Below are 22663 nucleotides of genomic sequence, written 5' to 3'. Positions count from 1 at the left end.
ACTCCCTTTGACCGCGGCTCCTCCTAGTTTGATGTGCAACCCTATGTCTACTGTCACTTTTGGTTTGTCAACCCCTATAGCGGCAGAGGCCGGGGTATCCTACGGCAGCAGCGAACCGCCCCAGCGCCCCACCGTGCAAGCAGAGTGGATCGAGGTATTGGTGAACCCTCCTTTCACGGTTGCGGGGGACTCCCCCTGGGAGGAAAATAAGTTATTTATCTATCGCTTGCCTGCGGAACTTAGCGTGCAACCAGGAGATATTTTGAGTGTACCCTTTGACAGTCAACAGCTAGGGGCGATCGCGATTCGGTTCATTTCTCAACTGCCACCCGACTTAGATCCGGCGCGGGTTAAAGATGTCGAAGATGTTGTCTGTACGGGCTTTTTCCCGCCTACTTACTCGGAATTGATCGAGCGCACTGCCAGCTATTATTGCACACCTTTAATTCAAGTAATTAAAGCCTCGCTGCCGCCCGGTTTGTTAAGGCGTTCCGTGCGCCGAATTCGCTTAATTAAGGACGCTATTTCTCCGAATGCCGAAACATTTCTCAATCCCGCCGCCAGTCAAATTTTGCAATTGCTGCAAGCTCAAAAAAACGGCGATTACAGTTGGCAATACCTCCGGCGACAAGTCAAGGGAAGTTATCGGGGATTGCAAGATTTATTGAAACGCGGTTGGGTAGAAAGTTATTTAGAACATCCCAATCTTCCCAAACCAAAACTAAAACCCGCAGTCACATTAATTGCTAGCGCATTTCTCACAGATTTAACCCAGCGGCAACAAGAAGTATTGGAAGTTTTGCGGCGCGGTGGCGGTGAAATGTGGCTGAAAGATTTGCTGAAAAATTGCAGCGCGAGTTCTTCGGTAGTCAAAGCTTTGGAGCAAAAAGGTAGCGTTGTTATCGATCAAAGGGAAGAGCTCATGGCCGATCGCGGAATTGCTCAATTTCCCGATTCACCGAAGACTTTAACTCATTTTCAGGCTGAAGCTTTAGCGTTTATTAACTCTTTTTCGGGATTTCGTCAAGTGCTGTTGCACGGCGTTACAGGTTCCGGGAAAACCGAAGTGTATTTGCAGGCGATCGCCCCAATCTTAGCCAGCGGCAAATCCGCCCTCGTACTCGTTCCCGAAATCGGTTTGACACCACAACTTACCGATCGATTCCGCGCCCGTTTTGGCGAGCAAATTTGGGTGTACCACAGCGCCCTATCCGAGGGCGAACGTTACGATACATGGCGTCAGATGCTGACTGGAACCCCGCAAATTGTCATCGGCACGCGATCGGCCATTTTTGCGCCTTTACGTCACCTCGGCTTAATTATCCTCGATGAAGAACACGACAGCAGCTTCAAACAAGACGACCCAGCCCCCTGCTACCACGCCCGCACCGTTGCCAAATGGCGCGCCGAATTAGAAAATTGTCCCTTAATTTTAGGTTCCGCAACGCCAGCTTTAGAGACTTTTGTGGGGACGCGCCGAGATTATTGCTCGTTACCAAATATCCATTATTTATCATTGCCCGATCGCATTTATTCCCGCCCGATGCCGCCTGTGGAAATAGTCGATATGCGCCAAGAATTGCGGCAAGGAAACCGCTCTATTTTCAGCACTTCCCTGCAAAATGCCCTGGAACAATTGCAAGCAAGACAACAGCAAGGTATCCTGTTTATTCACAGAAGAGGACACAGTACCTTTGTCTCTTGTCGAAGTTGCGGCTATGTGATGGAATGCCCGAACTGCGATGTTTCCCTGTGTTATCATCACGCCGGCGAAGGAACAGCAGAAATATTGCGCTGTCACCACTGCAACCACACGGAACGACACCCCCAAAACTGCCCGGAATGCAGTTCTCCTTACTTCAAAAACTTTGGCAGCGGTACTCAGCGAGTCGAACAGGAATTAACGAGATTGTTTCCAGAATTGCGGGCAATTCGGTTTGACAGTGATACGACTAGAAATAAAGGCGACCACCGCAGATTGTTAACGCAATTTGCCAATGGGGAAGCTGACATTTTGTTGGGTACGCAAATGCTGACGAAAGGGTTAGATTTAGCTGGAGTCACATTGGTGGGAGTTGTGTCTGCTGACGGGTTGCTGAACTTATCGGATTATCGGGCAAGCGAACGAGCTTTTCAAACATTAACTCAAGTCGCGGGCCGTGCAGGCAGAGGCGACGATCCGGGGCGGGTAATTATTCAAACTTACACTCCCGAACACCGGGTTATTCAAGCAGTTAGGCGATACGAATATGCGGGTTTTGTGGAAACAGAATTAGCAGAAAGAGCGGCGCTGAATTATCCACCTTCGGGGCGGCTGGTGTTGTTGCGGTTGAGCAGTGTAGATGCGGCGGAAGTTGAGGTGACGGCGGTACAATTGGCGTCTGTTTGTCAGGAGTATATTCAGCGATTGTCTGTACCGGGCTGTGAGTTGTTGGGGCCTGCACCTGCGGCGATTATGCGGGTGGAAAATCGCTATCGGTGGCAGATTTTGCTGAAGTTGCCTTTGGATGAGTCGGTGGATTTGTCGGATTTGATCGGATTGCGCGATCGCACGCCGCGTTCTGTTAGTTTAACTATTGATGTCGATCCGTTGAATTTTGGTTGATTGGTGGGGCTACAAGCCTTTGTAGGGGCGGGTTTCACCAACCATCTATGTCGGAAACCAACAATATAATAAACCCGCCCTCTCACGAACACGACAAATCCGAATCTACATTTTTTGAATTCGATCGAACATCAGGTTAATCTGGGTTATGGGTTGGTGGGGGCGGGTTTTTGTAGATTGTTTGTGAGCATCAAATATTGTTGGTAAAACCCGCCCCTACAGGCCATCGTAGGGGCGGGTTTCACCAACCATTTATGTCAGAAATCAACAATCTAATAAACCCGCCACCGCCCAACGAACAACTGTTTTATGGGGACAAAATTATGAAATACGATCCTAACAAACACCACCGCCGCTCAATTCGCCTGCCAGGATATGATTATAGGACTCCCGGCTCGTATTTTATCACTATTTGCAGTTGGCAGCGCGAATGTCTATTCGGGGAAGTTATTAATGATAAAATGCAATTGAGTCCCTAAGGTAAAACTGTTTTATTCAATTGGAGCCTTCTTCCCAAACGTTACAAAAACGTAGCATTAGACGATTTTATTTTGATGCCAAATCACGTTCATGGAATTATTGTTTTGAAAGGCCGCCCAGAAATAAATTATACAGAATCCGATAAATTTGGGCACAGAAAATCAACAATCCATCCTTTGTCGGAAATTGTGCGGGGTTTAAAAACATCTTCGGCGCGGCGAATTAACCAAATGCGATATTTGACAGGCATATCGGTGTGGCAGCGGGGTTATTACGAACATATCATCCGCAATGAAGAATCATTAGTTGCCATTCGTGAATATATTGTTAATAATCCTGTGTTGTGGGGAAAAGATGAATTGTATCCTCATAATTCAGTCAAAATTAATGAATCTAGTCCGCTGGCGATCGAATGGAATGGCAAATTTTATATGCAGTCGATCGTCGTGTAATATTATGTCGATCGATTTGTAGGGGAGGGTTTCACCAACCATCTATGCCTAAAAAAAACAATATAATAAACCCGCCCCGCCCAACGGTAAATCCGAATCTACATTTTTTTTATGCGATCGAACATCAGGTTAATCTGGGTTATTGGTTGGGTGGGGGCGGGTTTATATAGATGGTTTGTGAGCATCAAATATTGTTGGTAAAACCCGCCCCTACAGCCCATCGTAGGGGCGGGTTTCACCAACCATTTAGGTGAGAAACCAACAATCTAATAAACCCGCCCCTACTACCCAAGGACTAAGGCAAATCCGTGCTCCCCATCAGATAAAGGTCGCACTCCCGGGCTACGCCGCGCCCTTCATTAATCGCCCAAACCACCAAACTTTGTCCCCGGCGACAGTCCCCAGCCGCGAAAACTCCCGGAATGCTGGTTGTATATTTTTCGTGCTCGGCTTTCACGTTGCTGCGGGCGTCGCGTTCCAATCCCAGGGCATCCAGCAAGGGCTGTTCGGGGCCGAGGAAGCCCATCGCTAGCAAGACAAGCTGTGCGGGCAACACTTTTTCCGTGCCCGGGATGTGGTTCGGAATAAACTGCCCTTTCTCGTTTTTCGCCCACTCCACCTCAACGGTGTGCACGGCTTTGACATTGCCGTTTTCGTCGCCCTCGAACTTTGTCGCGGTGGTGAGATAGCCGCGGGGGTCGTCGCCGAATTTGGCTGCGGCTTCTTCTTGGCCGTAGTCGAGACGGTAGACTTTTGGCCATTCGGGCCAGGGATTGTTGGCCGCGCGTTCCGAGGGCGGTTTGGGTAGGATTTCTAGCTGTACCAGGCTGTTGCAGCCGTGGCGGATGGAGGTGCCCACGCAGTCTGTGCCTGTGTCGCCACCGCCGATAATCACCACATCTTTGCCGGTGGCGGAGATGAAGTTATCGTTGGTGCTCTTGTCTAAAACTGCTTTGGTGTTCGCAGTCAAAAAGTCCATTGCGAAGTGGATGCCTTTTAATTCCCGGCCTTCGATGCCCAAGTCGCGGGGTTTGGTGGCGCCGGTACATAGCACAACGGAGTCGTATTCTTTTAGCAGTTGTTCTGCTGGCAAGTCTTTGCCGACTTCGGTGTTGCAGACGAATGTCACGCCTTCGTCTTCGAGGACTTTGAGGCGGCGCATTACGACTTGTTCTTTGTCTAGCTTCATGTTGGGGATGCCATACATTAGCAGGCCGCCTGGTCGATCGGCTCTTTCGTATACTGTTACCCAATGACCGGCTTTGTTGAGTTGCGCGGCGGCGGACAAACCGGCGGGCCCGGAACCGATGACGGCGATTTTTTTGCCGGTGCGTTTGGCGGGTGGTTCGGCGGTAATCCAGCCTTCATCCCAGCCTTTATCGATAATCGAGGCTTCGATGTTTTTAATCGTGACTGGCGGGTTGTTGATGCCGAGCACGCAAGCGCCTTCGCAGGGTGCGGGACAGACGCGGCCGGTGAATTCAGGGAAGTTGTTGGTTTTGTGGAGTCTGTCTAGGGCTTCTTTCCACAGTCCGCGATATACTAGGTCGTTCCATTCGGGGATGAGGTTGTTAATCGGGCAGCCGCTTGCCATGCCGCTAATCAGGTTTCCGGTGTGGCAAAACGGAATGCCGCAATCCATGCAGCGCGCGCCTTGGGTGCGGAGTTTGTCCTCATCCATCGGCAGGTGAAATTCGTCCCAGTTGTGGACTCTCTCGACTGGTGAGAGTTCGGAGGGCAATTCGCGCAAGAATTCGATAAAGCCTGTTGGTTTTCCCATAGTGGTGTTCTGGTTAGAATTTACTATTCTCTCAGTTTCTCAAAGCTGAAGCTGCCTGGCTTCTGAATAAACTATTGTGATCTAAATTGTGTGCGATCGCACCTCAGATGGAGCAATTCCTACGTGAAATCTTCAATATTGCCGGGACTGGCGAATTGTCGGTAGTCGGGGAATCGTCAGGCCAGCAGACTACCGCAAAACAGCCATTGCTGCTAAGCTGTTGGGCATTTAACCTGCATACTGCGGGCGGGGACATTTAATTTTTCCCGAATTGACTGACGATCGCATTTATCGCATTTACCGCTACAGCCACATCTGGAAACGCTCGCGGGTTCACTCTTCCGGCCCGCCAGCCTCAACTTTGAAACGCAGTCCCCATCAGGAGAGACTCGAAATAAAATACAAAAAGTTACAGACCTTGCAGAATATTATTTATTTTCAGGATATACTACTGTAAATCTGTCAGATAAGTGGAGTTTGCTTTTTTAACTCCTAAAATAAGTAAATAGACTCATGAGCATTACAATTCAGAACGTATCGAAACACTTTGGCTCCTTTCACGCCATTGACAACGTGAATTTGGAAATTAAAAAGGGTTCTTTAGTGGCGCTGTTGGGGCCTTCCGGTTCCGGGAAATCGACTCTGCTGAGGATGATCGCGGGGCTAGAACCGCCGGACAGCGGTCAGATTTACCTGACCGGTGAAAATGCGACTCATCAGTCGGTGCAGGAACGGCATATCGGTTTTGTGTTTCAGCACTACGCTTTATTCAAACACATGAGTATTCGGAAAAATATTGCTTTTGCGATGGAAATTCGCAAAGTTCCTAAAGGCTCGATTAGCAGGCGGGTTGAGGAACTTTTGAATTTAGTGCAGTTGACAGGTTTGGGCGATCGCTATCCTTCGCAACTTTCCGGGGGCCAGCGGCAGCGGGTGGCTTTGGCGAGAGCTCTAGCAGTTCAACCGAAAGTGCTGCTGCTAGACGAACCTTTTGGAGCATTAGATGCTAAAGTCCGCAAAGAATTGCGATCGTGGCTGCACAACCTTCACAAAGAAGTTAATATCACCACAGTTTTTGTGACTCACGACCAAGAAGAAGCTATGGAAGTAGCCGATGAAATTGTGGTGATGAACAAAGGTAAAGTCGAACAAGTTGGCACTCCTGCTGAAATTTACGACAAACCGGCATCAGCTTTTGTGATGAGTTTTATTGGGCCTGTCAATGTGCTGCCGAATGCTGCGGGTTTGTTCGCCAGCAACGGTTCAACGGCTCACAATAATGGAGCCGCCCATTCTGATTTAGTGTTTTTGCGCCCCCACGATGTGGAAATTCAAACTAAGCCGCAGTCTGGTTTTGCATTAGCAACAGTCAGCCGCATCATTCATTTAGGGCGGGAAATTCAAACCGAATTACTATTAGAATCGGAGCAGGTAGTAACAGCTTACGTGAGTCGCGAGCGCTTCGATTCTCTACAGTTAACGCGAGATCAGCAGGTTTACGTCAAGCCCAAACACGCGATGACTTTTCCTGCTTATTCAATTTAAATCAGCGGCTGCATCTTACTCAAAATACTATCGGGGAGCTTTTACAAAACACTGCTCCCACATCGTTACCAGGCACGTGCCTGGTAATGCTGTCTCGTGGCTCTAAATCGGAGGCAGAGCCTCCTGAAATTCCTTCCCAGGCTCTGCCTGGGAAGGGGAAAAAGCTTCCTCCTGAAATTTTGAGTGGGAACCATAAAAAAAGGTCAGCGAAGAATATGAATGCTAACAAATTGTTCAATTTAGCAACTAGCACTTTACTTACTTATCGCCGTTACATCCAGGCAGGATTAACACTTTTTGCAGGATTGGGACTGTCTGCGATCGCCTCTTCAGTTGCGTACAATTGGGAATACAAATCCATGCAAGCCGAACTGCAAGACCGGCTGGATAAAATAGCTACAGACATTCAGAGAGATGTTAGCGGCAATTTAGAAATAATTCGTGCTGCTGGAGCCTTTTACAGCGTATTTGACGGCGTTAAACAACCAGAAATGAAGACATTTGTTGGTCCTGCCCTCTACCGCCATCCGAGCCTGAAGGCGATCGCTTGGCTGCCCCGTGTTTCTGACTCTCCGCAATTCCTAACAGAGGAAATAGATTTAAGTTTAGATTTAACTGCCAATCGGTTAGCGTTAGAAAACGCCACAAAAAGACAAGAAATTATCGCGACCGATCGCCAAAAATTGCCCTCACAAAATTCCCCAAGCTTCTTCGTCTTTCTGCCAATTTTTAGTCAAACGTCTCCTGGCGATACCGCAGCCTTGCCGCAAAATTTACCTGCGAGCAAACCAGAAAATTTGAAAGGTTTTACTATGGGAATTTTGCTCATTGATGCTATTTTTAAATCTGCTTTACAGGAAACTCAACTTAACTTTGTTAACGTGTATCTTCAAGATCCTATGGCTCCTGAAGCCGAAAGATTTCTGGCTTTTTACGAAGCGAAAACTAAAAGAATAGTTACTGACGAAAACATTAAAAATCAACTCTATATTGGGGAAAGAGCTTACTGCCCGGACGGCAGCAGTTGCACCCGCATTCTCAATATTGAAAATCGCAGGTGGCTACTGCAACTGCGACTGACGCCAGAGTACATTAATCCTCTCAGATTTTGGCGTTCTTTGACTGTTTTAATATTAGGGATTATCTTAAGCTTGGCTGTGACACTTTATCTAATGAGCTTGTTGAATTATACAGATAAACTTGAACAAGTAGCAGCAGAACGCACGGCTAAATCTCAACAGCTAGAGCAAACGTTACAAGAGTTGCAGCAAACTCAAACTCAACTAATTCAGCAGGAAAAAATGTCTAGTTTGGGTTTATTAGTTGCTGGTGTAGCCCACGAAGTCAACAATCCTATTAGTTTTATTTACGGCAATATTCAACACGCCAGCGCATATAGTAGGGATTTGTTGGAGTTGGTAAAACTCTACCAAAAACACTATTCATACCCTCCATCGGAAATTTCAAAGTATTTAGAAAATATTGACTTTGAGTTTCTCAGCAAAGATTTGCCGCAACTGCTGTCATCGATGAAAATAGGAGCAGATCGCATTGTTCAAATTGTCAAATCTTTGCGTAATTTTTCTCGCTTAGATGAAAGCGAAATGAAACCTGTCAACATCCATGAAGGCATTGACAGCACTCTCCTAATTCTGCAAAGTCGCCTGAAAGCTACACCCCACCGCCCCGCGATCGAGATTGTTAAAAACTACAGCAATTTACCTTTAGTAGAGTGCTATGCCGGACAATTAAATCAGGTGTTTATGAATATTCTGGCTAATGCGATCGACGCCCTTGAGAGTTACAACCTCGATCGCGGGCCCAAAGCAGCGAAAGCCAATCCGATCGCGATCGCCATAACCACAGAATATTTGATCCCCGATAAAATAATTGTGCGGATATCTGACAACGGCCCCGGCATTGCAGAAAATGTCAAAAAACTGCTGTTTGACCCGTTCTTTACGACTAAACCTGCCGGAAAAGGGACAGGATTGGGACTGTCAATCAGCTATAAAATTGTCGTAGAAAAGCACAAGGGTGCGCTGCGCTGCGATTCGACACCGGGATTGGGGACGGAATTCTCGATCGAGATTCCGCTGCGGCAAGAAGTCAAACAAGCTGTACCGTTTGTTTCGCGGAAAATATCGGAGGCAGCTTAGAAAGGGCTGGGGAAGAAAAATTTTTTTCTTGTTAACTACTGTAATTCGGTCGGATTATAGTATTATGTGTAATAATGCCAAAACCAATACTGCTTTATGCAGCTTAAACCCTTGGCACTGCCGATACTGTATAACCCAAACACGGCGAGACTAAATATGTTCAGTGACTTGCAAATTATTTACGAACGCGACCCCGCGGCGCGCAACTGGCTGGAAGTATTATTTTGCTATCCCGGACTGCAAGCACTTTTTTTGCACCGGATAGCAAACTGGCTTTATTCGGCGGGTCTGCCGTTTGTACCCCGCTTGATTTCCCAACTGAGCCGCTTTTTAACAGGTATTGAGATTCACCCAGGAGCAAAAATTGGTAGGGGCGTGTTTATCGACCACGGCATGGGGGTGGTAATTGGCGAAACTGCGATCGTTGGAGATTATGCTGTAATTTATCAAGGAGCGACCATTGGCGGCACGGGTAAAGAAATAGGAAAACGGCATCCAACGCTAGGAGAAAATGTAGTCGTGGGAGCCGGTGCTAAAGTTTTAGGCAATATTCAAATTGGCAATAATGTTCGGATTGGTGCGGGTTCGGTAGTGCTGCGGGATGTCCCTAGCGATTGCACAGTTGTAGGAATTCCCGGTCGCATCATCCCTCGGAAAAAGCAGGTGGAAGATGCTCAAAATTCTCAAGACATACCGGATTTGGAAGCTCAAGCGATTCGAGCTTTGTTCGATAGGATTAAGGACTTAGAAGACCAGGTTGATTTTTTAAAATCTCAACTTTCTCCGCTCAAAGCAACTGAATCAGAGCAAAAAGAAGCCGAAAAACATAAATTATTTATGTCTTCTAATTTATTCATTACAGACTTTTTAGACGGTGCAGGAATCTAGTAAAGCTTTAATTTATATAGATTTTTGCCAGCCACACTATCCTGCTGTCATTGGACAAACTAACTTTTATTCTTTCAGTAACTGGCTATGACTATCGCTTCTCTTTCCACTAAAACTTTTGATGAAACGAGCCGACATATATTTTCTCGCCGTTCGCACTTGCCCAACAGAACCAATGCTCTGTGGCGAATTGAAACTGGAGTAGTGCGAACTGTAACGTGGCTTGAAGATGGCACAATTATCACCTTGGGATTGTGGGGGCCTGGTGATACGATCGGCAAACCGATATCAAAATGCGATCCTTTTCAAATTGAATGCCTCACTAAAGTCGAAGCAATTTTACTATGTGGCGATCGCTGGCTAAATAGAGACATTTTGCTCAGTCACATTCAGCAGGCTGAAGATTTTATGGTAATGCGAGGTTACAAAAGAGTTGATTTTATGCTCTATCAACTCTTAACTTGGCTGGCTAAGAGGTTTGGTTCCGAGGTAGAGCGAGGACATCTGATCGATATGATTTTAACGCATCAGGACATTGCAGAAATCCTCGGTACAAGTCGCGTAACTGTCACTCGTACCCTCGGTAACTTTGAGCAGCAAGGCTTGATTAACCGTCTGCCGCTCCACCGGATTGTTCTGCAACCTTCCGAGGTGTGGCACTACGAAATATAAAAAAAGGATATTAACTGTTAATGGTTTACGGTTGCTGATTTAGATGGTAGGAATGCGGTGCCCAAAAAAATCTTCGCTGACAGTGCGATATTCGAGCCAATTCACAGTTTTCTAGACAATAAATAATTTCGATCGAATGTGCGTTAATTAAATTTTCTCATCGACTCGTCAATAGGTTCACAAGCAAGTGCGATCGTCGCCCTTGCTTTTCTGTTTCTCCTGATTTCTTTCTTCTCACTGCCAACAGATGCGATATCTCGCACCTGTTGACTGCCGCCAAGTAGGTGAGTATGAATAAACTTAACGATGACACAGCATATATCCGCCTACCTACTTAGCAGTTACTTTAAGGCGGGGGTATTGCCTGTAAAATAGTTGCTCCCTGCAACATTTGAGACTTTGGGGCTCTACCCGCTTCTGCTGGGTATTCCCAAGAGGGTGCAAAGGGCGGAACCAATAAGGGGCAAGCTTTCCAGCCACCCTGTACCGCCACGCCGAGCATCTGGCAGTTTCCGCCCCTGTGCCCGTGCTGCTCGTAATATCGACAGTGCCGACAGCTTAAACCTACATTTACGTTGCTCACGGGATTTCTCCAACCGTTTTTGTAATAAAAAAATACTAACACCTGTACATCTACCGGAATTGTGTACTATGATATAATCTACAATTTAAACTCGATCGCCAGTGGGGAATGTGGAACTATCTTCTAGAGTAGAATATGCCCTGTTAGCGCTCTTGGAACTGGCGAGCCACTACCCGAAGGATTCGCCCCTAACAGTGAACGAACTTACTGCTTCTCAAGAGATACCAGAACGCTATCTCGACCAAATTCTTGCCGTGCTGCGGCGTGCAAGTATCGTCCAGAGTTTGCGGGGCGCTAAAGGCGGTTATTTGCTGGCAAAAGAGCCTTGGCAGATTACTTTGCTAGAGGTGTTTTCGACACTCGAAGGCGACGGCAGCAGCCAGACTCAAAAAGTTTCGGAATCTGTAACAATAGAAAAAACTGCGGTGCTAGAAATCTGGCAGGAAGCTCAACAGGCATCTTGGGCTGTTTTGGGCAAATACACATTACAAGATTTGTGCGAACAGCGGGATGTTCGCAAACAATCACATCCCATGTACTACATTTAAGGGGAGAGAAATTAAACCATGAGAATTGCTAAGGATGTTACAGGAATAATTGGCAGAACTCCTTTAGTTCAGCTCAATAAAATTCCCCAAGCCGAAGGAGTAGTTGCTCAAATTGTGGCCAAATTGGAAGGGATGAATCCGGCTGCTTCGGTGAAAGATCGGATTGCGGGCAGCATGATTCAGGCGGCAGAAGATGCGGGGTTAATTCAACCGGGGAAAACTATTTTAGTTGAACCGACTTCAGGCAATACTGGAATTGCTTTGGCAATGATCGCGGCGGCGAAAGGCTACAGTCTGATTTTAACAATGCCGGATACGATGAGTTTAGAGCGCCGATCAATGTTAAAAGCTTACGGAGCTCAGTTGGAATTGACTCCCGGACATGAAGGGATGTTAAGCGCGATCGCCCGTGCGGAAGAAATTGTAGAAGAAACTCCCGATGCTTTCATGCTGCAACAGTTTCGCAACCCCGCTAATCCAAAAGTTCACCGGGAAACCACGGCCGAGGAAATTTGGGAAGATACAGAGGGTAAAGTAGATTTTTTAGTTGCTGGAGTTGGCACCGGCGGTACGATTACTGGAGTTGCTGAGGTAATTAAACAGCGGAAACCGAGTTTTAAGGCGATCGCAGTTGAACCAGCCACCAGCGCCGTGCTTTCTGGAGGTAAATCTGGTGCTCACAAAATTCAAGGGATTGGTGCAGGATTCATCCCGGAAGTGTTGAAACCAGAGTTAATTGATGAGGTGATCGCAGTTAGCGACGCAGATGCGATCGCCTACAGTCGCCGACTAGCCAGAGAAGAAGGATTGTTGTCAGGAATCTCAGCAGGCGCGGCTTTGTTTGCCGCTATTCAAGTCGGCAAGCGTCCCGAAAATGCTGGGAAATTGATAGTTTTTGTGCAGCCTTCTTATGGCGAACGCTACCTCAGTACAGTCTTGTTCAAAGACTTAGAATTGCCGACAGTCAGCGAACTCGAAGCATTAGTCAGCAATTATTAAATTTTAGTAGGGGCGATCGTCATTACTGCGACATTGCTATCAGCTTAACCCGAAAGACCGCCAGGGAATTAATTCCCTGGCTCAAAGCGAAAGTCCTCTGAAGAGGACTAATGAGTTAATAGTCCTCTTCAGAGGACTTCAGCTTTGAGGCAGGGGTTTAAACCCCTGCCGGACTGCAGCGAAAGCGCATATTTGTTGACAGCAATACTCCTGACCTTACCCTACTTTTCAGACTTGATACAACTTCCAACTAGCCATCGCCAACATTCCGTAAATAACAAACTTTAGCGGGCGTTGAGGCATAATTTGGCAGAATTTAGCCCCTACCAAAACTCCGGGCACCGAACCCAACCAAATTGGCAATACCAAACTCCAGTTTACTGTTCCGAGGCTGAGGTGTCCCAGAGATGTAAACATCAACAAAATTGCCGCCTGGGAAATATCTGTACCCACCAATTTAGAAGTATCCAAGCGGAAAAAAGCAATCAGCAACAGTGCAAACATCGAACCGGAAGACACGCTAGTGATTCCCACTATGCAGCCTAAAACTGCTGCCGCACTCACAGTACAAATACGGCCATAATTAGTATTTAAGTCCCATTTAGGTTGCGGAGGCAATTTAAAATTAGGGAAAAATGTTTTGACCACTAATTGGGTCAGCGATAAAGCGACAATTAGGGCGATCGCTACTCCGAGAAAGCGCAGCAATATGCTGTCTAAGTCTTGACTTCCGCTGGATTTGATGCAGTGTAAAATCCACACGCCAGTCAGCGAACCGGGCACGCTGCCCAAAGCCAGCCACTTAACTACTTGCAAGTCTAGGGTCTTTTGCTGCCAGTGTTTGAAGCCGCCAACAACTTTCATAAGTGTGGCCGCTACGACATCCGAACTAATAGCAATTGATGCTGGAACCTGGAAGACAAAAATTAACATTGGGGTGATGAGCGACGCTCCGCCAACTCCGGTCAAACCAACGATAATGCCCACGAAAAAGCTGAGAAAGGATAGTAATAAGTAGTTCACGGTTATGCCCAAAAACTGTGTATTTAAGCGCTGCCAACCAACAAATAGATAACTTGGGCGGCTCCTGAAACACAGCTACACAGGCTAAATATCAATTGCATTTCAATATTTGTTACCAGAAACTTGGCTATTTAACGCTTTAGAGTTGCCGCGTTTTCAGCTACAATATTGTTGGTAAAAGTAAGTAAATGCAAATAAACAAAGCTACAAAAATTGTAGTGTAAAAGCTCCCTGATTTTCTTAAATTTACCTGTGTAACTGATTAAAAATCTTCGATTCATTGATGGTTGAGAGTCTGCTTTCTACCTTGAAGTGACGAGCGTCACAGGTAAAGCAGAGCTGAGGTTAACCGACTGCTGGCTGGAAAACAAATCGGGAGTATCGAGAACATTAAAATGAATCAATGTCACAACGACAATAGTGAAGGCGGTTGAGGAAACTAAACCCGTCAATAACTCTTTTTTGAGGTTTTTTTCCTTGGGTTTGTCTGCAAAAACATCTACAGCCCCGAATTGCATCAACAGAATTCCCGCAATATTGGATAGCCAGTAGCCGACAATTGTGCAAGGAAACAGTAAATCTGGGGAAAGCCCGCTACAGATATACCCAAAGGCGTAGGCAATTGGCAGATTGAAAAATATGTCGTTCCACCAACACAGCGGTGAGAGCAAATATCCAATTGCCAGAAGTAGCCCGCCTCTGATTTTTCTAAACCAGACTTCCTTAAAGCCCTTAGCTTGTGGCAACTGTTGGGTCAGTTGTTCTGCAAGCTGGTACTCTTCAATGACTTTTTTAGCGTTTTCCACGTTAACAGCTCATAACTCGATCGACTTACCGTATTTTAACATCCCAACAGATGTATGTCTAGTAAGTCGATCGAGTTACCGTATTTTATTATCGCTCAGCTTAATCTACTTTCTTTCCGATACAAAAATATCTATCCGGGAGATGTTGTTGAAAATGCTGCCTGGTGAGAGTTTAGGCGCCCATCGAGAAATTGAAAGCTTCAGGCAAATGCTTGACAGTTTGCCAAAGATATGCAGTATCGATGCCCCAGTAATATTGCAGGTAAACGAGCAAAAGCCCGATCGCGACTGTCAGGCCCAGCAATTTAGGGAATATTTTCGCGACACTCTCGAGCACTGCGAATGCTGCCCAGATAGCAGCAGCTAAGATGATAATGGAAGCGATCGTGGCAACTATATCGCTGTTCATGATTAACTCCTGTTGACAATCAATCGGGTATTACAGAACTACTTGGGCTGACGGCGGCTGCAAAGATCAAATAAATTACTCCAATCCCCAATAAGCCGACAGCCGAACTGAAGAGGAATATCAACCAATCTGACGGTTCGTAGGTATGCTCGTCAATTTGGCGGCGAACGATAAAGTATTTTCCAGTTGAGATTAACACTGTCGCCAAACCTATGAGAGAGAAGATTAAACCTAACTTCCACCCCATCACCTGGCGGTACTGCACGGGCAGTTGCCCGACGCGAAGTCGGACGATGATGACGCCAAAACCCATGAGTGCGACCGCGGCCCGCATCCACGATAAAAAGGTGCGTTCGTTTGCCGATCGATCGATCGCCCGCGAAAGATTTTGCTGCGTTTGTTTCTCATCATCTACTTGCATCGGTTTGAACGATAATTGCACGCGCTCCAACTCTTTAAGATTAATATAAAACCAGCGCCATTATTCGGGTGCCATCAAACCTTCTAAGCTAGAAGGAATGGTGAACATATAATAAATTACCCCAGTCCCTAGGATGGCGATCGCGAGGCTGAAAAGAATTACCCAGCGATCGGTAGGTTCATAAGTATCGTAATCGATATCGTGGCGGACGCCGAAGTAGTGCTTAGTGGATAAGAGCACTGTCAGCAAACCCACTATTGAAAAAAGCAAACCCAACTTCCAACCATTGCCGGGACTTGGCAGCAGAGGGGGATGGAAGGCGCGAAGGCGCACGATAACTACGCCAAAACCCATCAGCGATATTGCTGTCCGCATCCATGCTAAATAAGTGCGCTCGTTTGCCAAGTGATCCCGCACCCGCGACGGATTTGGTCGCTTAATCTTTTCTGTATTTACTTTCGTGGATTTCCAATTTAATAGCATAGATCGACCTTTTAATATTAACTCCAAATATGAAGGTAAACCGATATATTTTCGCTGGGACGATTATCCGCCGGGGGTTCGCTCCCCGGCTGGTTCTTGCGTTGCCACGGGCTTTACACAGCCGATCGCATTACAAGTTCACCAAAACTAATCATTTTCCTCAGTAGGTGCGTTGGGAAGTTGCGAATCTATGTACGCCTGAGTCACGTCAGGAACAAACCAATTCGCATCCCCTGGCTGGAAAACTTTAGCAGTAGGAACGTTGAATTCTACAGCCCCCGTATCGGGATTAGCTCTCGCTACAAATTGAGTTCCGTCAACTATCTTAACAGCTAGACCGCCAGTCAATTCTTCTGAAGCTTGATCGGTCGTTCTTAAATCGGTTGCATTGACATCGCTGGGTAGAAAAATCCCATCGCAATCCCATTTATGTTCAGTTGTTTGGCCGTCAGCTAGAAAATACAGGGCATTATCGTAAGAAGAGTCCGCTGCTTTTTTGCCTTTCGGGCCGTAGACAGCCAGGGTTTTCCCTGTCTCGTTGCGGCACTGACCCCAAGGTTTTCCCGTTTCTAAAGTGTATTTTTGAAACTCCAATTGAGAGATTTTTTTGTGGAGTTCTTTAGGGGTATAATTCTGGGCGCTGTCGGGTGAGTCTTTCGCAGCCTTGAGAGTGTTCAGAGCTTCAGTCAGAGCTTCACTCACCTCTATGTAGTCGGGATTGCTCGCATATCTCGGCGTTTTTGGAGCGTCGGCCCAGGAGGGAGGAACGAATACTAAATTGGCGACCATTACCAAGAGCACTAAAACAAATTTGAACATTTTCACAATTTTTCTCCTTTTCTAGATTGTCAGGTTTTTTCCAACTTTCTGTTTGCTTGCTATTTTAGGACTTAGGCAAAAACCAGCTCTCTTTAACTTGTTTGCCCGATCGACCAAATTTTGCAGAATCGAAAAATCTGGTTTTTTAGCGTTCTACCTATTGTCAAAGCCGAGCTGCGTGGGATAGTGGCGAAGTGTTCGGGCGATATTTTAGGGATTCATCCTCAAGTTTTTAGCTCGGTTTGATTCACCACTACAGGACTTAGTGAGACCACAGGTATCTTGTTGCCTAAGTCTGGCAATTGTCTAGCTCAAAAGATGGTTTCAACTTTCGTGAATACTTGAGGCTAAATTACTTTGAAGCTGCTTTTAGCTTGATTACTCACTTCATCATTAACTTAGCATATTTCTTGATATATTTCAATCGATTTAGCGCTATTTTTAAGCAAACAATTGTTAAGGTGAAAATGATGAGTTAGGATTTATGGTCTGGCAATTTATCTACCTATAGAGGGATGCAAATAGCGAAGGGCTAATTATTAGTTAGATTAAAATTGCGGGAGCAGGCGATAAGTACCGCTTTCAATGAGAATAAATATTCCCAAACCAATCAAAACAAAAGGAACAACAACCTTGCTATAGCGAGTCAAAATACGGGCGATCGCCCTTTGGCGAGTTAATCGGTAAGCGAGATAAGACCAAACACCTACCATCACCGAGAAAACCGCCAAAATCACCAGCAAGCTCGGCAAATCGCTGCTAGCAAACAGCGGCAAATAAATACCGATGTTGTCACCCCCGTTGGCTATAGTAACAGCAGCCACATTCAAAGTTTGGGGGTTGAAAAGATTTGCTATTTTTGACACAAGTGAATTAGATTTCCGGTTAAATTCGCCCGATACCGCTTGTACCTCATTTTCCTCATTATCTCTCTTGACTAAGTGACTGATGCCGATCGCGATCGGAAGCAAACCCAGCAAGCCAATCCAAGCTGTCGGCACAATTAAACCGCCAAAAAAACCCGGCAAACTAGCAGCGATGAGTGCTGCAAATCCGAGGTACTTACCGACAAAGATATGCCGGGGGCGGAAAGTATCGTTTACCTGGGCGAAGAACAGCATGGAAAGCACCATATCGTCGATATTGGTTGCGGCGAAAGATGTAATCCCGGCAATAATCGCTGCTGCAATCCAATTCATGTGCTGTCCCTGCAATTTTTCTAAACTTCAGTTTCCCTGGCGTTACCTCTGCTCATAGTTATCAAACAGAAACAGCAACCAACTAAAGATATTATACTTAAAGTTGGGCTTGCCAGAGTGCCGCTTTCCACCAGAATCGCCATTCCCAATCCGATCAAAACAAAAGGCACAAGCTGATTGCCGTAGCGAGTCAGAGTATCTGCGATCGCCCGCATCTGAATTAACCGATAAGCAGCGTAGCACCAAACGCCCACCATCGCGAAGAATACAGCGAGAATCACCGCCAAACTTTCTAAAGTATTGCTAGCAAAAAGCGGTACATATATCCCGATATTGTCCCCCCCATTTGCCACCGTCACCCCTGCTACGCTGTAAGTTTGAGGAGACAGAAAATTGCTAAAAAAAGATTTCTCAGATTGCTCTAATTCTGCCTCAGCTTCCGAATCGTCAGTTTCTGGATTCAGCAAGCGGCTAAGCCCGATCGCAATTGGCAGCAAACCCAGCATTCCGATCCAATCTGGCGGAAAGATTAAGCGGCCAAAAAACCCCGGAATGCTAATCAAAACCAGTGCAGTAAAGCCCAGAAACTGACCGAAGACGATATGCCTGTGCCGAAATACTGCATTCACCTGCGAGAAAAACAGCAGCAGGATCAGAATATCGTCAAGATTCGTAGCTGTAAAAGCTGTCATACCCGTAGAAATTGCTATTAGTAATTCATTCATTTCTGTATCTCCTTAATTTTTGTGCTGGGTTTTTACGCCTGCTTTTTTTACCGCGTCAAATCTTTGAATCAAATCAATGTAGGGTAGGCACTGCCCACCAAGGCCTGTAAGAGCGTGAGTTGCAAATGTTTTGGTCGGCCGTGCCACCCTACAATTACTAATCAAAGGCTTGTTAGAGCGTAAGTTGCAAATGTTTTGGTGGGCAGTGCCCACCCTAGAATTACTAATCAAAGCCGTTGTTGTCGATCGATACTGTATTCGATCGAACACCGCCGTAAATTGCATTTTATACCTCGAATTTGGCATGAATTGCGTCAATACCCTGCTCCATCGAACCAACAAGTTCAGGATAGCGCCGCCGCTGCAAGAAAAACCATCCGCAAGTAGCCACCAAGTACATCAAGAACAAGTAAGGAAACGCATCGTAAGGAGCTTCGGGAACTGGGAACATAGTGCTGCCGGGAATGCCCACACTTCCCGCAATCGGAATCATCATAAATGCGATCGCCGCCACCGAGAATAGCACATCTCGCACGCGCAATTTACCAATTTTGTGCAGGTAAACCGGAGCTGCGATCGAAATCAAGATGTATACCGTTAAAAACCCGTAGCTGCAAATTGCCCCCAAATAACCCATACAATCGAACAGTTTGATGTTAAACACAGACATCACAGCCGGCACCAAAAATGTCATAAATGTACACATCGTTACTGCAACGTGGGGAGTTTTATTAGACGAATGCGCTACACCTAATGAAGAGTGAAACAAACCGTGGCGCGCCATCATAAAAAACACTCTCGCCGCTGGATTGATGCTGCCGAGGACGCAAGCAAAAAAGCTAAATAAAGCGCCGAAAGCCACTAACTCTCCCAGCCAACCCATGCCCACTTGTTGCGCCAGAAAACTCAGAGGTTCTTCAGTATTAGTAATAGAAACTCCAGTACCGCTAAAACCCAAAACCTCAATATAGGTCATCAAAATGAAGAATAAGCCTGCCATGACAGCACTGCCCATGACAGCCTTGGGGATATTTTTTAAGGGTTTTTTGGCTTCGTCGCCCAGAGATGTAGCACTTTCAAAACCCGAGAAACCAAACATTACTAATACAAGTCCCGTCGCTATGTTGCCGGGAGTTACGCCTTCTAAAGTTAATTGGGACATATCCAGGGCAAAACCTTTGTGCGCCCAGATGATAATTCCTAAAAGTGCGATCGCCGCCACTGATGCCCCCTCTAGCCACAGCATCGCCATAGCTGAAAGCTGGATATCTTTATAACCTGCATACCAAGCAACGCCCGCCCCGATCGATAACAGCGTAATCGGTGACGGATGGATGCCTAAATGACCGATGAAACTACCCGTAAAGTTGGCAAAACCACACAAAACGGACATCGCAGTAAATAGATAAGCGAGTACCAAACTCCAGCCGCAAATTACGCCGGCAGTAGGGCCTAGTCCTTTAACAATATAAGAATAAAGAGAACCTGCAGAAGCCGATCGACTCGCAAATTGGTTGATATTGATGCTGACAAATACTAGGCCCATCAAGCCGATCGCAAAACTCAGCCAAGCCCCGTTTCCTGAAAGAGCGACGATTAAACCTATATTAGATGCTGGTATAGTTGTAGGTGCAATGACGGCAAAGGATTGAGCTAAAACCTCCCCGAAGGAGAGGCAGTCCGGCTTTAAGCCGTGTGCACTGTGATTTTTTTGCGTTTTCTTGGTCATTGATCTTCTGTATTTTTGTCGATCGACTTTTGGCGATCGGCTTCAAATTGTCGGTTCTGCTTCAGCCTCGGGCCGAGTGTTCTGACGCTTGAGTCTAACTGTAAGACCCTTCAGCCGTAAAATCAAATGTTGTTTTTTATCGAATTCATAAATGCAAGTGATGCAGTGCCGCGGCAAAAGAACTGTTGGAAAACGGTACCTATCTGTCGCTACAAGCTCAAACCCTTGACGTTAAAAGGAAAATTGAAATGGCGGCTTGCAACCGTGCTTTATGGGGAATTCCAACCTGTACAATATAGTCGATCTAAAAGTTCAGGTCAAAGCTTAGCCGCCAGAGATTTTAATCTCAAAAAATAACTGTATTTAGTAAAGGGGCACTCAGAATGGCCGGAATGACGCTGGACCAACTGCGAGTTTTTATAGCTGTAGCCGAACACCTGCACTTCAGCCGCGCGGCGGAGGAACTTTACATCACTCAACCCGCTGTCAGTGCGGCAATCCAAAGCTTAGAGGCGCAATATGGAGTAAAACTATTTCACCGCATCGGCCGCCACATCGAAATCACTGAAGCCGGGAAGTTGCTGCAAGTTGAAACGCAGAAAATTCTCGACCAAGTTGCTTTGACTGAGAGAGGTTTGCGGGAGTTGAACGACTTGCAGCGAGGCGATTTAAAATTGGGTTGCAGTCTGACTATTGGCAATTATTGGTTGCCTGATAAAATTAGCACGTTCAAACAGAAGTATCCTGGTATTTGCGTGAATTGTACTCTGGCAAATGCCGAAGAAATTTGTGCGGGTACGGCGACGGGAACATTTGATTTGGGTTTAGTGACCGGAGACATCAAAGCTTCGCTTAAAAACACTTTGGAGGAAGAAGTTATAGGCAGCGAACGCTTGCTGATTGTTGTTGGCAAATCTCACCCTTGGTTTGAACGGGCAGAGGTGAGTTTAACGGAAATTGCGCAAACGGATTGGGTGATGCGAGAAGCTGGTTCTGGAGTTCAGCAAATGTTGGAACAAGCTTTGCAAAGTTGGGGCATTAATCCCCATGAATTGAATGTAACTTTAGTTTTGAACAGCAGTGAAATGGTAAAAGCAGTGGTGGAAAGCGGCACAGGTGCAGCGGCTATTCCTGAATTGATGGTAAAAAAAGAATTGCAGCTATCGACACTGCGATCGATTAAAATTATAGATAGTCAACCAAGTTCTAATGTATCTTTTGAAATAATTAAACCAGTTTTGAAACTGAAGCACAAACAGCGTTTTCAAACTGGAATTACTAAAGCTTTTGAACAGATATTAAGTCAAGATACTGATAATTGGTAATTCAGGACTTACGCAGGAATACTCAAGAAAGCGGGTTTTTTACCGACATAAAAAGCTAAACGCCGTGTATTTTCGTAAAGAAACCCGGTTTCTGGCCACCAGTGCGTCCAGGATGATAATTATCTCTCAACTAATTTCCTCAAGTCCAATAAATTTTTACCTCCATCACCAACAATCATCGGCAATTTCCCATTCCATTTTTCTATAGCCTGCCTTTCCAAAAATTCCGGAGTCAAATTGTCCCGCAGCAACCTTTGCACTTCGGCTTCTCCCTTGGCTAAATTCACCTTAGCCTCAGCCTCTTTTACTGCCTTCAGCGCTAAAAACTCCCCTCTTTTTGCCTCCTGTTCGGCAATTTGTTTCGCCTCCACCGCATCGCTAAACCGCTCAGAAAAATGAACGTGTACTAAAGAAATATCGTCAACGGCAATATGATATGTAACCAGTCTCAAAGTCAAATAATCATCAACTGCGGCTTTAACTTCTCCCCGTTTAGTAATAATTTCTTCAGCCGTGTATTTTGCCATAACTGCTTTTAATACTTCTTCAACTGCCGGATCGATAATGCGAGTAACTACTTCTTTTTCGTCACCTATTTGTTGAAAAATAGCATTAGCTTCTTCTGGGATAATGTGCCAGTTCAGCGCTACATCCGTGAAAACATCTTGCAAATCTTTTGAGGAAGCTTCAGCGGAACTTTCCTGTTTTTGCACCCTAACGCTCAACTTTTTTACAGTATAAACTATGGGGACTATTACGTGAATTCCTTCTCCGAGTACCTGTTCTTCCACTTTACCAAACTCCATCATCACGCCCCGTTCTCCAGCGTTGACAATGACAAAAAATCTGGACATAATAGCTAAAAAGACTATCACTAGAGCTACTATAACAGCTCTGTAAAATTCCTTATTTTTTTTATTGCTTGATTTGAGTGAGTCAACGTTAATGCTGGATTCTCCCACCATATTCCACCCCGACGATAGCACTTAATTATAGGACAAATATTGACTTAA

22 protein-coding genes are annotated in these 22663 nt (G+C 45.9%); 10 read left to right on the top strand and 12 right to left on the bottom strand.

Annotation, left to right across the window (positions count from 1 at the left end; genetic code table 11):
* Positions 1 to 43 precede the first annotated feature (43 nt).
* From priA to QUA54_RS15910, 3 genes are all read left to right on the top strand, one after another.
* Entirely contained in the window at positions 44 to 2605 is a 2562-nt protein-coding gene (gene priA / locus QUA54_RS15920) for a primosomal protein N' (protein ID WP_333415385.1), read from the top strand.
* Between the two features lie 254 nt (positions 2606 to 2859).
* Positions 2860 to 3084 carry a hypothetical protein gene (locus QUA54_RS15915; protein ID WP_333415384.1) on the top strand — a complete coding sequence of 75 codons (225 nt, stop codon included), beginning with the start codon at positions 2860 to 2862 and terminating at the stop codon, positions 3082 to 3084.
* A 75-nt stretch (positions 3085 to 3159) separates the two neighbouring features.
* Positions 3160 to 3537 carry a transposase gene (locus QUA54_RS15910; protein WP_445301558.1) on the top strand — a complete coding sequence of 126 codons (378 nt, stop codon included), beginning with the start codon at positions 3160 to 3162 and terminating at the stop codon, positions 3535 to 3537.
* A gap of 295 nt (positions 3538 to 3832) precedes the next feature.
* Here the strand turns inward: QUA54_RS15910 and gltD are convergent, their stop codons facing one another.
* Complete coding sequence (gene gltD / locus QUA54_RS15905) at positions 3833 to 5317, bottom strand: glutamate synthase small subunit (RefSeq protein ID WP_333415383.1); 1485 nt, start codon at positions 5315 to 5317, stop codon at positions 3833 to 3835.
* A gap of 513 nt (positions 5318 to 5830) precedes the next feature.
* On the opposite strand from gltD, the gene QUA54_RS15900 reads away from it, so the two are divergent.
* The 4 genes from QUA54_RS15900 to QUA54_RS15885 all read left to right on the top strand — a co-directional run bounded on the left by QUA54_RS15900 (position 5831) and on the right by QUA54_RS15885 (position 10581).
* Positions 5831 to 6862: a sulfate/molybdate ABC transporter ATP-binding protein gene (locus tag QUA54_RS15900; protein ID WP_333188874.1), complete on the top strand. Its 1032-nt coding sequence runs from the start codon at positions 5831 to 5833 to the stop codon at positions 6860 to 6862.
* Between the two features lie 215 nt (positions 6863 to 7077).
* The gene (locus QUA54_RS15895; protein ID WP_333415382.1) at positions 7078 to 9021 is read left to right on the top strand and encodes an ATP-binding protein; all 1944 of its coding nucleotides are present in this window, start codon (positions 7078 to 7080) and stop codon (positions 9019 to 9021) included.
* A gap of 156 nt (positions 9022 to 9177) precedes the next feature.
* Positions 9178 to 9909: a serine O-acetyltransferase gene (cysE, locus tag QUA54_RS15890; protein WP_445301560.1), complete on the top strand. Its 732-nt coding sequence runs from the start codon at positions 9178 to 9180 to the stop codon at positions 9907 to 9909.
* A gap of 87 nt (positions 9910 to 9996) precedes the next feature.
* Positions 9997 to 10581, top strand: coding sequence for a Crp/Fnr family transcriptional regulator (locus tag QUA54_RS15885; RefSeq protein ID WP_333415381.1), 585 nt, complete (start codon positions 9997 to 9999; stop codon positions 10579 to 10581).
* A 346-nt stretch (positions 10582 to 10927) separates the two neighbouring features.
* Here the strand turns inward: QUA54_RS15885 and QUA54_RS15880 are convergent, their stop codons facing one another.
* Positions 10928 to 11164 carry a hypothetical protein gene (locus tag QUA54_RS15880; protein WP_333415380.1) on the bottom strand — a complete coding sequence of 79 codons (237 nt, stop codon included), beginning with the start codon at positions 11162 to 11164 and terminating at the stop codon, positions 10928 to 10930.
* A 110-nt stretch (positions 11165 to 11274) separates the two neighbouring features.
* On the opposite strand from QUA54_RS15880, the gene QUA54_RS15875 reads away from it, so the two are divergent.
* Positions 11275 to 11712, top strand: a complete 438-nt coding sequence (locus QUA54_RS15875; RefSeq protein WP_333415379.1) for an Rrf2 family transcriptional regulator — start codon at positions 11275 to 11277, stop codon at positions 11710 to 11712.
* A gap of 18 nt (positions 11713 to 11730) precedes the next feature.
* Entirely contained in the window at positions 11731 to 12711 is a 981-nt protein-coding gene (gene cysK, locus QUA54_RS15870) for a cysteine synthase A (RefSeq protein WP_333188864.1), read from the top strand.
* 228 nt (positions 12712 to 12939) lie between these two features.
* Here cysK and QUA54_RS15865 read toward each other — a convergent pair whose 3' ends face one another.
* The 9 genes from QUA54_RS15865 to QUA54_RS15825 form a co-directional block, all read right to left on the bottom strand.
* Positions 12940 to 13734 carry a TSUP family transporter gene (locus QUA54_RS15865; RefSeq protein ID WP_172186279.1) on the bottom strand — a complete coding sequence of 265 codons (795 nt, stop codon included), beginning with the start codon at positions 13732 to 13734 and terminating at the stop codon, positions 12940 to 12942.
* A 302-nt stretch (positions 13735 to 14036) separates the two neighbouring features.
* Complete coding sequence (locus tag QUA54_RS15860; protein ID WP_333415378.1) at positions 14037 to 14540, bottom strand: hypothetical protein; 504 nt, start codon at positions 14538 to 14540, stop codon at positions 14037 to 14039.
* 172 nt (positions 14541 to 14712) lie between these two features.
* Positions 14713 to 14949 (bottom strand): hypothetical protein, encoded by a 237-nt coding sequence (locus QUA54_RS15855; protein WP_333415377.1) that lies wholly within the window; start codon positions 14947 to 14949, stop codon positions 14713 to 14715.
* A gap of 19 nt (positions 14950 to 14968) precedes the next feature.
* Positions 14969 to 15370: a YidH family protein gene (locus QUA54_RS15850; protein WP_172186317.1), complete on the bottom strand. Its 402-nt coding sequence runs from the start codon at positions 15368 to 15370 to the stop codon at positions 14969 to 14971.
* A 60-nt stretch (positions 15371 to 15430) separates the two neighbouring features.
* The gene (locus tag QUA54_RS15845) at positions 15431 to 15853 is read right to left on the bottom strand and encodes a YidH family protein (RefSeq protein ID WP_172186282.1); all 423 of its coding nucleotides are present in this window, start codon (positions 15851 to 15853) and stop codon (positions 15431 to 15433) included.
* Between the two features lie 147 nt (positions 15854 to 16000).
* Positions 16001 to 16672, bottom strand: a complete 672-nt coding sequence (locus QUA54_RS15840; RefSeq protein WP_333199246.1) for a hypothetical protein — start codon at positions 16670 to 16672, stop codon at positions 16001 to 16003.
* A 548-nt stretch (positions 16673 to 17220) separates the two neighbouring features.
* Complete coding sequence (locus tag QUA54_RS15835) at positions 17221 to 17871, bottom strand: cadmium resistance transporter (RefSeq protein WP_333415376.1); 651 nt, start codon at positions 17869 to 17871, stop codon at positions 17221 to 17223.
* Between the two features lie 20 nt (positions 17872 to 17891).
* On the bottom strand, positions 17892 to 18596 hold the full coding sequence (locus QUA54_RS15830; RefSeq protein ID WP_333415375.1) for a cadmium resistance transporter: 705 nt from the start codon (positions 18594 to 18596) through the stop codon (positions 17892 to 17894).
* 286 nt (positions 18597 to 18882) lie between these two features.
* Entirely contained in the window at positions 18883 to 20325 is a 1443-nt protein-coding gene (locus QUA54_RS15825; protein ID WP_333415374.1) for an APC family permease, read from the bottom strand.
* Positions 20326 to 20717: 392 nt separating this feature from the next.
* Between QUA54_RS15825 and QUA54_RS15820 the strand changes: the two genes are divergently transcribed.
* Positions 20718 to 21650 (top strand): LysR family transcriptional regulator, encoded by a 933-nt coding sequence (locus QUA54_RS15820; protein WP_333415373.1) that lies wholly within the window; start codon positions 20718 to 20720, stop codon positions 21648 to 21650.
* Between the two features lie 119 nt (positions 21651 to 21769).
* Here QUA54_RS15820 and QUA54_RS15815 read toward each other — a convergent pair whose 3' ends face one another.
* Positions 21770 to 22615, bottom strand: coding sequence for a prohibitin family protein (locus QUA54_RS15815; RefSeq protein ID WP_445301559.1), 846 nt, complete (start codon positions 22613 to 22615; stop codon positions 21770 to 21772).
* Positions 22616 to 22663 lie beyond the last annotated feature (48 nt).

It is taken from the genome of Microcoleus sp. MOSTC5 (genome assembly GCF_036701825.1).
Taxonomy (GTDB): domain Bacteria; phylum Cyanobacteriota; class Cyanobacteriia; order Cyanobacteriales; family Microcoleaceae; genus Microcoleus; species Microcoleus asticus.
The sequence above is the reverse complement of the archived record's forward strand: the minus strand, read 5'-3'. Positions and strand labels throughout refer to the sequence as shown.

Bases quoted from the DNA above. Each gene is read 5' to 3' on its own strand.
- QUA54_RS15835 (WP_333415376.1), bottom strand. From the start codon at position 17,871: ATGAATTGGATTGCAGCAGCGATTATTGCCGGGATTACATCTTTCGCC.
- cysE (WP_445301560.1), top strand. From the start codon at position 9,178: ATGTTCAGTGACTTGCAAATTATTTACGAACGCGACCCCGCGGCGCGC.
- QUA54_RS15900 (WP_333188874.1), top strand. From the start codon at position 5,831: ATGAGCATTACAATTCAGAACGTATCGAAACACTTTGGCTCCTTTCAC.
- QUA54_RS15825 (WP_333415374.1), bottom strand. From the start codon at position 20,325: ATGACCAAGAAAACGCAAAAAAATCACAGTGCACACGGCTTAAAGCCG.
- QUA54_RS15820 (WP_333415373.1), top strand. From the start codon at position 20,718: ATGACGCTGGACCAACTGCGAGTTTTTATAGCTGTAGCCGAACACCTG.
- QUA54_RS15815 (WP_445301559.1), bottom strand. From the start codon at position 22,615: ATGGTGGGAGAATCCAGCATTAACGTTGACTCACTCAAATCAAGCAAT.
- QUA54_RS15845 (WP_172186282.1), bottom strand. From the start codon at position 15,853: ATGCTATTAAATTGGAAATCCACGAAAGTAAATACAGAAAAGATTAAG.
- QUA54_RS15910 (WP_445301558.1), top strand. From the start codon at position 3,160: ATGCCAAATCACGTTCATGGAATTATTGTTTTGAAAGGCCGCCCAGAA.
- QUA54_RS15885 (WP_333415381.1), top strand. From the start codon at position 9,997: ATGACTATCGCTTCTCTTTCCACTAAAACTTTTGATGAAACGAGCCGA.
- cysK (WP_333188864.1), top strand. From the start codon at position 11,731: ATGAGAATTGCTAAGGATGTTACAGGAATAATTGGCAGAACTCCTTTA.
- QUA54_RS15850 (WP_172186317.1), bottom strand. From the start codon at position 15,370: ATGCAAGTAGATGATGAGAAACAAACGCAGCAAAATCTTTCGCGGGCG.
- QUA54_RS15895 (WP_333415382.1), top strand. From the start codon at position 7,078: ATGAATGCTAACAAATTGTTCAATTTAGCAACTAGCACTTTACTTACT.
- QUA54_RS15915 (WP_333415384.1), top strand. From the start codon at position 2,860: ATGTCAGAAATCAACAATCTAATAAACCCGCCACCGCCCAACGAACAA.
- QUA54_RS15830 (WP_333415375.1), bottom strand. From the start codon at position 18,596: ATGAATGAATTACTAATAGCAATTTCTACGGGTATGACAGCTTTTACA.
- priA (WP_333415385.1), top strand. From the start codon at position 44: ATGTCTACTGTCACTTTTGGTTTGTCAACCCCTATAGCGGCAGAGGCC.
- QUA54_RS15840 (WP_333199246.1), bottom strand. From the start codon at position 16,672: ATGTTCAAATTTGTTTTAGTGCTCTTGGTAATGGTCGCCAATTTAGTA.
- gltD (WP_333415383.1), bottom strand. From the start codon at position 5,317: ATGGGAAAACCAACAGGCTTTATCGAATTCTTGCGCGAATTGCCCTCC.
- QUA54_RS15855 (WP_333415377.1), bottom strand. From the start codon at position 14,949: ATGAACAGCGATATAGTTGCCACGATCGCTTCCATTATCATCTTAGCT.